General features: G+C 40.1%; 13 protein-coding genes. 8 read left to right on the top strand and 5 right to left on the bottom strand.

Going from position 1 to position 13,726, the window contains the following annotated elements; genetic code table 11:
* Positions 1-36 precede the first annotated feature (36 nt).
* Genes QE429_RS23825 through QE429_RS23810 form a run of 4 tightly spaced genes read right to left on the bottom strand, consistent with a single transcriptional unit; the run spans position 37 to position 5,003 of the window.
* Positions 37-1,293 carry a UDP-glucose dehydrogenase family protein gene (locus QE429_RS23825; protein WP_307290544.1) on the bottom strand — a complete coding sequence of 419 codons (1,257 nt, stop codon included), beginning with the start codon at positions 1,291-1,293 and terminating at the stop codon, positions 37-39.
* Between the two features lie 43 nt (positions 1,294-1,336).
* Positions 1,337-2,422 (bottom strand): NAD-dependent epimerase/dehydratase family protein, encoded by a 1,086-nt coding sequence (locus QE429_RS23820; protein WP_307290543.1) that lies wholly within the window; start codon positions 2,420-2,422, stop codon positions 1,337-1,339.
* Between the two features lie 27 nt (positions 2,423-2,449).
* The gene (rfbF, locus tag QE429_RS23815; RefSeq protein ID WP_307290542.1) at positions 2,450-3,229 is read right to left on the bottom strand and encodes a glucose-1-phosphate cytidylyltransferase; all 780 of its coding nucleotides are present in this window, start codon (positions 3,227-3,229) and stop codon (positions 2,450-2,452) included.
* 19 nt (positions 3,230-3,248) lie between these two features.
* A complete protein-coding gene (locus tag QE429_RS23810) occupies positions 3,249-5,003 on the bottom strand; it encodes a glycosyltransferase family 2 protein (protein ID WP_307290540.1) in 1,755 nt (584 codons plus the stop codon).
* Positions 5,004-5,233: 230 nt separating this feature from the next.
* Here QE429_RS23810 and QE429_RS23805 point away from each other — a divergent pair, with 230 nt between their 5' ends.
* The 4 genes from QE429_RS23805 (at position 5,234) to nagE (ending at position 9,265) form a co-directional block, all read left to right on the top strand.
* Positions 5,234-5,725, top strand: coding sequence for a YehS family protein (locus QE429_RS23805; protein ID WP_307290538.1), 492 nt, complete (start codon positions 5,234-5,236; stop codon positions 5,723-5,725).
* 16 nt (positions 5,726-5,741) lie between these two features.
* Positions 5,742-6,656 (top strand): Gfo/Idh/MocA family protein, encoded by a 915-nt coding sequence (locus QE429_RS23800; RefSeq protein ID WP_307290536.1) that lies wholly within the window; start codon positions 5,742-5,744, stop codon positions 6,654-6,656.
* 537 nt (positions 6,657-7,193) lie between these two features.
* The gene (locus QE429_RS23795) at positions 7,194-7,676 is read left to right on the top strand and encodes a PTS sugar transporter subunit IIA (RefSeq protein ID WP_307290534.1); all 483 of its coding nucleotides are present in this window, start codon (positions 7,194-7,196) and stop codon (positions 7,674-7,676) included.
* Between the two features lie 143 nt (positions 7,677-7,819).
* On the top strand, positions 7,820-9,265 hold the full coding sequence (gene nagE / locus QE429_RS23790) for an N-acetylglucosamine-specific PTS transporter subunit IIBC (RefSeq protein ID WP_307290532.1): 1,446 nt from the start codon (positions 7,820-7,822) through the stop codon (positions 9,263-9,265).
* Between the two features lie 59 nt (positions 9,266-9,324).
* On the opposite strand, the gene QE429_RS23785 is transcribed toward nagE, so the two are convergent.
* On the bottom strand, positions 9,325-10,143 hold the full coding sequence (locus QE429_RS23785) for a PRD domain-containing protein (RefSeq protein ID WP_307290531.1): 819 nt from the start codon (positions 10,141-10,143) through the stop codon (positions 9,325-9,327).
* A gap of 287 nt (positions 10,144-10,430) precedes the next feature.
* Between QE429_RS23785 and QE429_RS23780 the strand changes: the two genes are divergently transcribed.
* Genes QE429_RS23780 through QE429_RS23765 form a run of 4 tightly spaced genes read left to right on the top strand, consistent with a single transcriptional unit; the run spans position 10,431 to position 13,609 of the window.
* Positions 10,431-11,030: a class I SAM-dependent methyltransferase gene (locus tag QE429_RS23780; protein ID WP_307290530.1), complete on the top strand. Its 600-nt coding sequence runs from the start codon at positions 10,431-10,433 to the stop codon at positions 11,028-11,030.
* 36 nt (positions 11,031-11,066) lie between these two features.
* Positions 11,067-12,164, top strand: a complete 1,098-nt coding sequence (locus QE429_RS23775; RefSeq protein ID WP_307290528.1) for a threonine aldolase family protein — start codon at positions 11,067-11,069, stop codon at positions 12,162-12,164.
* A gap of 15 nt (positions 12,165-12,179) precedes the next feature.
* The gene (locus tag QE429_RS23770) at positions 12,180-12,734 is read left to right on the top strand and encodes a histidine phosphatase family protein (RefSeq protein WP_307290526.1); all 555 of its coding nucleotides are present in this window, start codon (positions 12,180-12,182) and stop codon (positions 12,732-12,734) included.
* On the top strand, positions 12,734-13,609 hold the full coding sequence (locus QE429_RS23765; protein WP_307290524.1) for an aldo/keto reductase: 876 nt from the start codon (positions 12,734-12,736) through the stop codon (positions 13,607-13,609). Before QE429_RS23770 ends, QE429_RS23765 begins: the two co-directional genes overlap by 1 nt.
* Positions 13,610-13,726 lie beyond the last annotated feature (117 nt).

The following is a 13,726-nucleotide window of genomic DNA, read 5'->3' as shown; positions in this document are numbered from 1 at the left end:
TACATAAATATGTAGAGTTATATTTTCTAATGTACCTCATAAAAAATATCGAAAATCCAAAATGGTCTTGTTTGGGTCATCCTTGTCTAAACTAGCGAACTCCTTCCAAGCTGTGACGAGAACAAGCACCTTCGATTTCCTATATATTTCTTCTAAGCTATCACAATAGCTGATTTGTTCGAATTCATATTCTTTCGCAAAAGCTTTATTGGCTAATGGATCAAAAGCAAATAGATTGTTATATCCAGATTGAAGCAATAGGGAAATGATTTTTGCTGAGGAGCTATCTCGAACATCATCTGAATCTGGTTTGAAGGATAATCCTAGTATACCGATCGTGTCGGACAATTCGGTAATACGAATAATTTTATCCACCATATATTGTGGCATGGTTTCGTTCACTGAAATAACGTGTTTAAGGATTGTGGGCTCATATCCGTTTGAAAAAGCCTGCGCATACATCGCCTGCGTATCCTTCGGAAGGCAATATCCTCCGTATCCGCAGCCGGGATAAACATAGTTCTTCATTTCGCAACCGCCCCACCGGCGATCCATGTGCAGGATTTGAAAGGCTTCTTTCGTTTGAACGTCCCCAATAGCATCCGCAGCCTTAGACATTTCATTTGCATAGCTTATCATTGTTGCAAGCAGTGTGTTGGATAAATATTTAATAAATTCGCCAGTATTTAAGGATACTGAAAAGAAGGGGCTGCTGAATCTGCTATATAACGAACGGAGCATGCTTTCCCCCTTTTGATCACAAACACCGCAGACGATGCGATCGGCATTCATCATATCCTCCCAACACTTTCCTTCTCGTAAAAACTCCGGATTATTTGCAACACTGAACCTTTCACCTACGGATAAGCCTTTTTTCTGTAAATAGGGAATTACTCTTTCTAAAGTTGTTGATGGAGGAACAGTAGATTTGATAACAATGACTCTGTATTTTCCATCGTGCAGAACTGAAGAAATATGATCAATGGCGGAAAAGATGTATGTTAAATCGGTTTCTCCCTTTTCTCCTGCTGGTGTCCCTACACATAAAAAGACGAATTCACTGTTTTTTACGGCTGTTTTTACATCAGTAGTCACTGAAAAATTATTATTATTGTGTCGGAGAAGGGCCTGGTCAAGACCAGGCTCAGCAAAAGGAAGGTTTCCAGACCGAATGGTATCCAGCCTATCGGGGTTTATATCGATTCCATAAACGCAATTATTTTTTTCTGCGAAAGCCAAAGCGGTAGTAAGCCCAACGAACCCAAGTCCTATAACGGTAATTGTATATCTCATAAGGAAAGCCTCCTTTCGACATATTGCTCTTTAGAACATCCTCTTACCATTCAAATTCACTCCGGTCACATTCACTTAAATATTGCAGATATCTTCTAATCCCTTCTTCAATATGGATTTGGGGGTTATAACCAAGTAATTGTTTTGCCTTATTTATTTCTGGACAACGGCGATTGGGATTATCGGTCAAATAATGCTTGTCAGAATGAGCTTGAAATTGGATACTGCCCCTATAACCTGTGAGGTCACGGCCAATTTTTTGGAACATTTCGGCCAGTTGAAAGATGGATAGTTCAGGACTGTCCGCACCAATATTGAACACATCATACTTCCCATAAAGAGCACATTTTAAATACCCAACGGTGGCATCAGGTATATAATCAAAGGTACGTGTGGGTTTTCCATCTGAATAGATAATGATATCTTCATTATCTATGACAGATTTTGCAAAGTCAGCTGCAGCTCTCTGGTCATTAATCCTCATTCCTGGACCAAAGTTATTGAAGGGGCGTACAACCGTTATTGGCATTTTATATTGGTTGGCAAAATTGTAGCAGAGCGTTTCTCCGAAACGCTTTGACTCATCGTAGCATGCTCTTGGGCCAGATGTATTCACGTTGCCCCAATAAGTCTCAGGTATGGGAATGTAAGCTGGGTCCGGATCCCCATAAACCTCACTGCTGGAGTAGAATAAAAAGCCCTTTAGTGATCTGTCTTTGTAAAAGTCTAACAGTCGGCGAAGGCCTGTGACATCAGCATCAATCGTTTCAATAGGATGCTGGCGGTAATAAACTGGAGATGCGAGCGATGCCATGTGAAAAATCAAATCTGCATCACTAAAGCTGGTAAAATCGCAGGAAATAACATCAAGCTCTCGTAAATCAAACAGTTCATTCTTAGAGATTCGGTCTACCCATTTGGGCTTGCCGAACATATAATTGTCAATCCCATAGACCTTCTTTATACAAAGCTGTTCTCCGTACTCAGCAAAAAAATGTAATAGAGAATAACCCAATGAACCAGCAAAGCCCGTTATGAATATCGTTGAATCCTTTAGTTTTTGCTTATCTGTATCTGATAGGGCACGAAAGATAAATGCCATATCTTCTTTGGAGATTTTAGGAATCACAAAAACACCTCATTTAATAAGTAGAATCTATGACCACACCTTCCATGGTGCCTTATTTTCCTTCCATAGGTTTTCAAGTATTACTTTGTCACGCTGGGTATCCATACACTGCCAATAGCTTTGATGCTTATACGCATGCAATTTTCCTTCTGCTGCTATTTTTTCTAATGGCTCTTGTTCAAAAATCGTACAATCCCCCTGAATATAATCAAATACTTGAGGTTCAACGATCATAAATCCCCCATTAATCCAGCCGCCGCTTTCTAATGATTTTTCTTCAAATCTTTCAACTCGATTGGTAGTATCATCAATGCCAAGAACACCAAATCGGCCGCCGGGTTGAATCGCAGTAAGTGTAGCATAACCGCCATTTTGTACATGATAGGCTTCAAGGGCTTTGATATCCACATTAGATACACCATCACCATAAGTTAGCATAAATCGTTCTGAACCAATGAATTCCTTAATGCGTTTAATTCGACCGCCTGTCATGGTGTCTAGACCTGTATCGACTAATGTGACACGCCACGGCTCCGATACATTGTTATGGATGGTTAACATGTTTTTATTTGCAAAATCAAAGGTTACATCTGACGTATGCAAGTAATAATCCGCAAAAAACTCTTTAATCACATACCCTTTGTATCCTAGACAAATGATAAAATCGTTGTATCCATAATGACTGTAAATCTTCATAATATGCCAAAGAATGGGCTTTTCACCGATTTCAATCATCGGCTTTGGTTTCAAGTGGCTTTCCTCACTGATTCGGGTCCCGTATCCTCCGGCTAAAATCACAACCTTCATTTTTCCTTTTAACCTCCGCTCAAGCAGAATAGCTTTTTATTAAATTTGTTAATTCAAGCCGCTTTGTTTCATTTACGCACTTGCTCAATGCATTTTCTAGAATGTCCTTTGCTCGCTCTTTTTGTCCCACCAAGGCGAGTGTTTGAGCAACGACTATCGATGCGGTGCTATCATCAGGGAAAAACACAAGTATGGTCTCCGCAGTTTCCAAAGCGGTCCGTACATCCCCCTGAAGGGTTAAAAGGTATAACCTATAGAAAAAGGTCTCTTTATCAAGCGGCCACTGGGTTAGATTATTTGTCATCCATTCTATTGCTTCCACAATCTTTTGATCAGGCAAAGCTTTTCTTAGGTATTCGTTAGCAGAATATATTGGTTTCCTTATTTGTTCGCAATTTTGCTGGAGTACACTACTGAGATGGTTATAGTTCGCATCTACAGAATGCTCTTCACAGATCTGGATAGCATGTTCAAACCTGGAATTGACCAACTCACGAAGCAAAACCGGGTTGGAAACCAAGAACTCGGTCTTAATCCCAGCAGATTCAAGGTCAGACAAATCTGTTTTGCCGATTAATTTAAGGAAACTGTATAGTAAGACGGATCCAAACCGGTTCTTATTCTTTTCGTCGTATATGGAGGATACATATAATAAAAATGTATGCAGTTTACTTTGCTGATTTAATAAAGGGAAATTAGCCATCCGAATCGATGTGAAAAGTCTGTACATATAGTGTTGAATAACAATTGGAAAATCAGCCTCTGAAACGTTATCCATAATTTTTTCAATTACTCTTTGTGTTTCTGCAATAAAATTGTTGGTTAATCCGCTATCTCCAAACGTACGGAATAACATCGGATCATTACACATGGTTTCAATGACGGCAATTCTCTCGTTCGGGGGAATGGATACAGCGTTTGCTGCGATATCCATACAGTCCTTAATAGAAAAATAGAGGACTTGGGTAATAAATGTTAACGTAGTTGTGTTAAGTTTATTCCACCTTTGCAGGAGTTGGTTGCTTTGGTCAAAAATGACTTTATAATCTAGATATCTAATATCATCTACTTGGGTATTATAGTAAGAATTTTTTCTAATTCTGTAATAATGAAGTACTTTATTAACCCCTACTACAGAGTTGGAAAACTTTAAGCAATCCAGGCAAAATACTGTGTCTGCTCCGTTTGTTAGTTTAATAGGAAATTTTTTACGATATTCCTGGCGTTTCTTTACTATTGAAACCTTAAACAATTTACCCCACATTGGTCGAAAACAGCCATAAATTTGCGGAAGCATGTCACCCAACCTAGTTATATCTTTTGAATAAAAGTCCGGGGGACAGCGGTTGGAACGGATATTAGGATTTTCATCATGAAACATTTCTGTACCACCGACAGCAATATCGGCATCGTATTTTTTCGCTGCATAATAAAGCTCTTTCATAAAATCGGCATGTAGGAAATCATCACTATCTACTACACACCAGTATTCGGAAGTTAGGTTTTCCTCATAGTCTACAAAGTCGGAGTTAAGCGCTACTGGGTGCAGGTAGCTATTCTTTTGATTGCGAAACAGCCTAATTCGGTTATCTTTCCTCGCGTATTCTTCCAGAATGGAACTGGTTTTATCGGTACTCCCGTTATCTAAAACAACCCATTCAAAATCTGTAAACGTCTGTTTTAAGACGCTTTCTGCACACCCTCTGATATAGTCTTCCACATTGAAGGCGTAGGTGATTATTGAGATGGCTGGTTTCTTTTTGATATCAGTCACTTTTTCCTCTCCCTTAAGCAAAAATTTCGCAGGGTTACAGTCAATACCAATTATTGAATATCTGGTCGATCATCCATTCACTTTTTTCAACATTCAAAAACACTTTATGATTACGAAAAAAATGTGTTACTTCCTATGAACTGTTAAAGCATTTTTTTTTACATATGTATTTCTGCTATAATTGTCTGAAGTAACTGGAGAGAAAGTAGAAGAAAGATGGAGGAATTTAGATGGAAAATAATGATATATTAGTTAGATTGAGATATGCTCTCGATATTAAAGATACAGATATGGTACAGATCTTTAAGCTTGGCGAGGTGGAAGTCACAAAAGATGAAGTGCGTATGATCCTGACAAAATCAAGTGAAGATGAGGATATGGACAGTGAGTACGTCACCAAATGCAACAATAAGATGTTAGAATCATTTTTAAATGGCTTTATTATTTTTAAAAGAGGACGGCAAGAGACAAAGCCCGGACAACCTGAGAAACCGGCCTTCTCTAAAGAAAGTGTGAATAATATTCTCTTAAAGAAAGTAAAAATCGCCCTATCGTTAACGAGCGAAGACATCATTGATATATTAGCAAGTGCTGGGGTCACAATCACTAAAGGTGAATTAAGTGCTTTATTAAGAAAAGAGGGTCATAAAAATTATAAAGAATGCGGTGACAAATATGCTAGGAATTTCTTAAAAGGACTAGCTATCAGGTACAGAGGATAAGCAGGAGGGGAAACAAATGCTAAAATTAGGGGTCATTGGTCTTGGCGATATTGCGCAAAAAGCGTATATGCCAGTGTACAGCAGTATGAAAGAGATTGAGTTTCATTTTTACACAAGAAATCAAGAAAAGCTAAAGGCAATTTGCAGCCAGTATCGTTTTGACCAGCTGCATGCTGACCTGGAATCCTTAATGAACAGCGGCATTAACGGGGCATTTGTTCACTCCTCAACCGCCTCTCATGAGGAAATCGTAGAGGCACTCTTAGATCGTGGGATTCATGTGTTTGTTGATAAGCCCATTTCCGACCATTACGAAGGAGCCAAAAGGCTTGTGGAGTTGGCTGAGGAAAAGGGCCTTATTCTCATGACTGGATTTAATCGGAGGTATGCCCCGTCCTATAGGAAATTAAAAGGGGTAGCCGAGCCGAATATGGTTGTTGTTCAAAAAAACCGTAAAACGCTGCCAGGGGAGCCAAGAACTTTTATATATGATGATTTTATCCATGTGGTTGATACGTTGAGATATTTATTTCCGTACCCTATTGAAAAGTTAATAGTTAACGGGAGGATGGTTGGCGACACCCTTTATCATGTAGTAGCGCAATTTATAGCAGGTGACGGCAGATCGGCCATTGGCATCATGAATCGTGATAATGGGACGAACGAAGAAATCGCTGAGGTAATGGGACCGCTTGAGAAAAGAACCGTTTATAATGTGTCAAAGCTGGTTATTTCAAAAGGGATGGAAACCATTGAAGTCAGAAGCAGTGACTGGGAGCCCACCTTGTTTAAACGAGGTTTTGAGCAAATGGTGGCAGATTTTGTCCAGGCAGTTCAAACCAATTCTACTCCAGGAATTACTGCACAAGATGCACTTAAATCTCATGAAATCTGTGAAAAAATCATCCATGAGTTATTGAGAAATTCATAGCGTTATAAAAATGTTTGCGCTTACATATTGTAATTTTGCAGATAAGTGATATGATGTAGTTATTATTAAATATGATCACATGTTACTGATCCGATCAGGCATGGTGGTAAAATGAAAGGCATTCTCGTGTCCTTTTATTGTACCCCCATGCCTTTTTTATTTGTTAGGCTGTGTTAAAGAACTGTGTTGATTTATACATCTTGTTGATTGGAGCAGAAGGTACGAAGATCCTCGAAAATGCTATCGCATTTCCTTCGTGCGGTGTAGATTCGATGAAGCTTATTCAATGTCCTGTGGGAGTATGGTTCAGGGGAGACCCCGCAGACGCTTGCGTCGAGGAGGCTCGCCGAAACACCCACGAACCGCTCGAACCTGGAGCGGAAATCAACAGGCAAGTTTAACAGAGCCATTTGTTAAAAAGTTTGACTTCGAGAATTGTCCAGCTCAAGCACTTTTCTTAGTACTAGCAGGTAATGCAGGACCGTAAGATAATAATAGGTTAGTGGACATTTAACCTTTAAAAAGGAGTAAGAAGAAATGCGATTTAATATTTTTAAAAAAGAGAAATTAGCCATTTTCGCACCAGTCAATGGAGATATCATACCGCTTAGCGAGGTTCCAGACCCGGTATTTAGTCAAAAGATGATGGGGGAAGGAATCGCAATGGTCCCAGAAGAGGGGAAGGTAACTTCACCTGTAAAGGGCAACGTGATCCTTGTTGCAGACACGAAGCATGCGGTGGGAATCCGTGCAGTAGACGGAACTGAAATTCTTATTCATGTCGGTCTCGAAACGGTTTCCTTAAATGGAGAAGGATTTACTGTAGCGGTCAATGTGGGGGATAAAGTGGCTGCCGGTCAGCTGTTGATGAAGGTTGATTTGGATACGATTAAAGTACGTGCAAAAAGCATCATAACACCCATTGTGATTACCAACAGCCATGAAAGTGGCAAGCAGTACCGATTTACGCAAGATAAAAAGGGGACTATAGGGGAAACTGTTATTATTACAGAAGCTTAAAGGAGGTGATGGCGGGGGTAGTGAACTGACAAAACGGCGGCTATTGTGCATCTTTTTAGGAAATTATTTTATTTTTAGTTGTTCGTATTTTGTATGATTAGTTGTTTTGTTAGTAGGTCGACATTTTAAGAGGGGGTAAGGTAATGAAAAAATATTTACAGAGAATTGGTCGTTCCTTAATGCTTCCTGTAGCTGTTTTACCAGCTGCTGCGATTTTAATGGGTATCGGTTACTGGATTGACCCATCTGGCTGGGGGTCAGATAGTGCGCTCGCTGCATTCTTAATTAAAGCAGGGGCATCGATTATTGATAATATCCCAATCCTATTTGCAGTTGGGGTAGCACTTGGGATGGCAAAGGAAAAAGACGGGTCGGCGGCACTCAGCGGTTTGGTTGCCTATCTCGTTGTTACGACATTGCTTTCAACGAATACCGTAGCTTTGTTACAAGGCATTGATCCAACGAAGGTGGACCCGGCATTTGGAAAAATCGGAAATGCCTTTGTGGGGATTCTTTCAGGTATTGTCGCTTCGACTATGTTTAATCGCTTTAGTCATGTGAAATTACCGGATGCGCTAGCATTCTTTAGTGGCAAACGGTTAGTGCCAATTATGACGGCCGTATCGATGCTGGTGGTTTCTGCCGTATTATTCTTCGTATGGCCGGTTATTTTTACAGGATTGGTTTCATTTGGGGAAGGAATTTCAAAATTAGGTGCACTTGGTGCTGGTATATATGGTTTCTTCAACCGTTTATTAATCCCAACAGGATTACATCATGCGTTAAACTCCGTGTTCTGGTTTGATGTGGCTGGAATCAATGACATTGGTAACTTCTGGGCGAGTAAAGGGGAAAAGGGCGTAACAGGAATGTACCAAGCAGGATTCTTCCCTGTCATGATGTTTGGTCTTCCGGCTGCAGCGTTAGCGATGGTTCATACAGCAAAAACAAAGAAGAAAAAGCAAGTAGCTTCCTTAATGTTAGCAGCAGGCTTTGCGGCCTTCTTTACAGGCGTAACAGAACCAATTGAATTTGCCTTTATGTTTGTTGCACCAATGCTTTACCTTGTACATGCGGTTTTAACAGGTTTGTCATTAGCAATTGCAGCAGCGTTCCATTGGACAGCTGGTTTTGGTTTTAGTGCAGGTTTAGTTGACTTTGTGCTGAGCTTAAAGATTCCAATTGCTAATAAGCCATATATGTTAATTCTTCAAGGTCTCGTATTTGCGGTGATCTACTACTTCTTATTCCGCTTCATTATCGTTAAGTTTAACTTAATGACTCCTGGCCGTGAGGAAGATGAAGATGAGGCTGTTGGAGTAAGTGTTGCAACCGGTGAAAGTAAGTTTGCAGTGATGGCAGCACAGATTTACGAAGGATTAGGCGGCGATGCCAATGTCGTATCTGTTGATAACTGCGTAACACGTTTACGGTTAGAAGTGAAAGATATGGATGCAGTGGACCAAAAGAAAATTAAAGGTACGGGTGTTCCAGGGATTAATATCGTTGGAAAACAAAGCATCCAAGTCATCGTGGGTACGAATGTCCAGTTCGTAGCGGATGAAATCATGAAGATCCGCAAAAAATAAATACCCATGTGGTATGGAAAAACGCTTAGACTTCCCATTCGTCTAAGCGTTTTTTGCTGTTATAAGCTTCTTAATCTTTCAATATGGATAGTGATGTACCCAAGTTCGTGTTCGGGAAGATGGATGCCATATTGGTCTGTGAGTAATTTTGCAACCTTATTAGCACATTGATAGGAAAACGCGAATTTCTTTTTGATCATGGTCAGCATCTCGTTGTCCATGACAGGCTGCCCAGAATGGCTGCTTCTAGACAGCGTAAAGCGCAAATGGGTCAGCAACCGTTGATACGAAATGTCGTCTTCTTCAATCGTTACGTTTAGGCATTCTTTTATTGTCCGAATCATTTCTCCGATTATTGCGGTTTGCCTTAGTGTTTGTTTCATATCGCCGCCTTGCAGCTTTGCGGTATGAATATGGAGTGCCAAATAGGCTGCTTCATCTATCGGCATTTTGACATTGATTTTCTTTTCGATATGTTTCACGGCCCAGGTGCCGATCTCAAATTCTTTTCTATAAAGGGTTTTAATTTCATGAAATAATTTATTTTTTAGAATGATCCCATCCCGGACCCTTTCGATTGCAAAAGATAAGTGATCAGTAAGAGCGATATGAACATGCTCATTTAATTTTGACCCAAGTGTTTCCTCTGCGTACGTGATGATTTCCTCAGCGAGGGCAAAATGCTCTTCAGGAATCTGAAGCAATAGCTGTTGAAATTTCTCGTTCTCTTTCATGACAAAAAGCTTTTCAATTTTATTTACGTTTATTATGTCATTTCTCTTTTTTTGAAAGGCGATTCCTGCCCCAATCGCAATTTTTTCTTCATTGTTATCTGAAACCACAACCGCATTGTTATTTAGGATTTTTTTTATTTTCAAAAGGGCGTCAGCTCCTTACTCATAATAAGCGTATAAAATTCGACTTCGAGAATTGTCCAGCTCCAGCGCCTAGCCCCCTCGGGTCAAATAACCTTCGGCAATAAAAGTCAAAAGGCGGACTTTTCTTGCCGAAGAACATTTGCCTGTCGGGGCTGATCAAGGCGCTTGCGCTTTTCTTAAAACGATTTACTCTACATTTCAACATGGTTCTCCATTTTCCTTCTTTGATATGGGATAATATGAAAAGAGAACCATTTTTTAAGAGTTTTAATAGCTAGGAGAAATCCATGAAGGAATATTATTATGATAAATTACTAAACATCAAAACGAAAGAGGTGCAACAGGGATTTCACAAATCCTTGCATTATCATCGTTATGAGCCTACCCCTTATAGTGCGCTAGAGGTATTGTTTGAAAACTATAAGTTGAAAAATAGTGACCATATAGTCGACTTTGGCTGTGGAAAAGGGAGACTTAATTTTTATATCCATTATTTCTTCGGTGCTTCGGTGGTCGGAGTGGAAATGGATGAGGAGCTTTATCAGGCTGCTGTTCAAAATCAAAAAACTTATTCAAAAAAGACTAACAGGGAGAAGGTTCACTTTCTTTGCTGTTTGGCAGAGGAGTACAATGTGCAGCCGGTGGATAATCGTTTTTACTTTTTTAATCCATTTTCTGTTCAAGTGTTTCGGAAGATTGTTCATAATATTTTGCGTTCCTATGAACAGTCACCGAGGGGAATTGAGCTGGTTTTATATTATCCAGCCGAAGAGTATATTTACTTTTTAGAAAAGGAAACAGCGTTTGAATGGATTGATGAAGTAGTCCTGCCATTTGTTTATGAAAAGAATCCTAACGAGCGCTTTTTAATTTACCGATTGGTTTAATTTTTTATATTGGATAGATGAGAGGAGAAACAGGCAATGAGTGAACTGAACGTTTTATTGGAGGCTTTTAAACAGACAGAATATCCATTACCAGGACACGGAAATCGAGATGTAAAGGTTCTACAAGAAGCCTTCGCGAATGTAGCTGATGATCTTGAAAGTGATATGTATGGAAATGGCAAGATTATTGAGGACTTTCAAGCAAAAATGGCGGCTTATTTAGGGAAAGAAGCGGCTGTATTTTTTCCTAGTGGAACGATGGCACAGCAAATTGCCTTACGGATTTGGTGTGATGAAAAAGGGGTAAAAAAAGTTGCCTATCATCCATTAAGTCATTTAGAAATTCACGAAGAACATGCTCTAAAGGAGCTTCATCAAATCGAGCCTGTGTTGCTGGCCGACAAAAGCAGAGTCATTCATCTAGAAGACGTTGTCGGTATGGATGAGGAGATTGCGTGTTTATTGCTAGAATTACCACAGCGTGAAATTGGGGGGCAATTGCCTGATTATCAAACACTTGAAGTCATTTCAGCTTTTTGCCGTGAAAAAGGAATCAAATTGCATCTTGATGGGGCGAGACTATTTGAGATTGTCCCTTACTATCAAAAGTCGGCTGCAGAAATCTGTGCACTTTTTGATAGTGTTTATATATCCTTTTATAAGGGGATCGGGGGCATTGCCGGGGCCATTCTAACGGGTGAAAAGGCCTTTACGGAAAAATCAAAAGTATGGAAAAGACGGCATGGCGGGGATTTAATTAGTCTATATCCTTACATAATCAGTGCGGACTATTATTTTGAGCAAAGGATTTCAAAAATGGCACAGTATTTGGAGGAGGCCAAGGAACTGGCTGCACTTTATCATCAATGCCATGCGGTTGAAACCAATCCGGCAGTACCGGTTTCTAATATGTTTCATGTACATATTAGCGTTTCGAAACAAGCGCTGGAACCTATTCTTTTAGCTGTTTATGAGGAAACCGGTGTTGGATTGACCAGCTATTTGCGAGAGGTCAGTGAGAAGGAATGCTACTTCGAGGTGAGTATAGGCGATCGATATGGGGCAGTACCTAAAGAGAGAGTTAGAGAGGCTTTTAAACTGCTTGATGAAAAAATAAAAGCAATGAAAGAGTAGAAGGAGATGAGCGATATGGGGAAAAAAATCTTTGTGGTCAGGCATTGTGAGGCAGAGGGGCAGCCAAGGGAAGCTCGCTTAACGGACAAAGGGGTTCAACAAGCGGCAGAGTTGGCGGAGTTTTTTTCAACTATAAGTATCGATCGCATCGTCTCCAGTCCATTTGAGCGGGCGATTCATTCCGTAAAGCCTCTAGCTGAACAGAAACAGGTCGAAGTGGAGACAGACGAACGGTTATCTGAGCGAGTCCTAAGTACGAAGGTATTGGAGGATTGGATGGATAAACTACAAGCCACCTACAATGATTTAGATGTAACGTTCGATGGAGGCGAGTCCAGTCGAGAAGCAATGGCTCGAAGTGTAAGTGTAGTAGAAGACCTTCTGGATGGTCGAGCAGATAACTCTATTATTGTTACACATGGTAATTTAATGTCTTTATTATTGAACAACTATCAATCTGATTTTGGATTTGATCAATGGAAGAATCTTAGTAACCCTGATGTCTTTCTTTTAGAATTTGACGAAGATGAAGTTCAACTGAAGCATTTATGGAAATCTTATAACAGCTGATGATGTATCGAAAATTAGGAAGAACCGAGGTTCACATTCCTGTTCTTGGGCAGGGGACATGGAAATATGGGGAAGATAAGCAAGAAGCAAAGGAAGAAATTAAAGCATTACGATTTGGAATTGAACATGGCATGACCTTGATTGATACAGCGGAGGAGTATGCAAAAGGAGGAGCAGAAAGGATTGTGGGTGAAGCCATTCAAGATTGTAGGAAGGATGTCTTTCTTACGACAAAGGTTTCTGCGAAACATTGCTCTTATCAAGGGGTGATTGATGCAGCTGAGGCAAGCATAGAAAGATTGAAGACGACCTATGTTGATTTGTATCTCCAGCATTGGCCGAGCAAGGAGTATGAGGTAGAGGAAACCATGAGAGCAATGGTCTATCTAGTAGAAAAGGGACTGGTAAAATATATTGGAGTGAGCAATTTTACTCCGGAATTACTAGAAGAAGCTCAGGTGAAACTAGGCATTCATTTGCTCGCATGCAACCAAGTGGGCTATCATTTAAATGACCGGAGGATTGAAAACGATGTCCTTCCTTATTGTCAGCAGAATAAAATTACAGTTATGGGCTACTCCCCATTTGGATATGCTCCACAGTTTTTTGGTAATCAGGGGTTCCCAGGGACGGGAACAAAAGAGCGAGCGGCATTAGATAAGATTGCTTCAGAATATGGTAAAACGGCCCATCAAGTAGCGTTAAACTGGGTTCTCAGGAAAGAAGGACTGGTGACCATTCCGAAAGCTAAAAAAATAGACCATATAAAAAGTAATTTAGATGCATTGGGCTGGGAATTAGCAGAGGAGGATGTTGCACAAATAGAAAGGCTTTTTCCAAAACCTAATGAAGGATTGCCTCTTCAAAATTATTAATAATATGGAAGGTGTCAGGCACCATGGATGGACAAATGTCCTTTTATGGTGCCTGACACCTTTTTTGTATCTAGATTATTGTGGATTTGCTCGGAAAAAGGGTACAAACCTAGAGCC

Source organism: Bacillus sp. SORGH_AS_0510 (genome assembly GCF_030818775.1).
In the GTDB taxonomy this organism is placed as follows: Bacteria; Bacillota; Bacilli; order Bacillales; family Cytobacillaceae; genus Neobacillus.
This window is presented reverse-complemented; position numbering and strand designations above follow the sequence as displayed.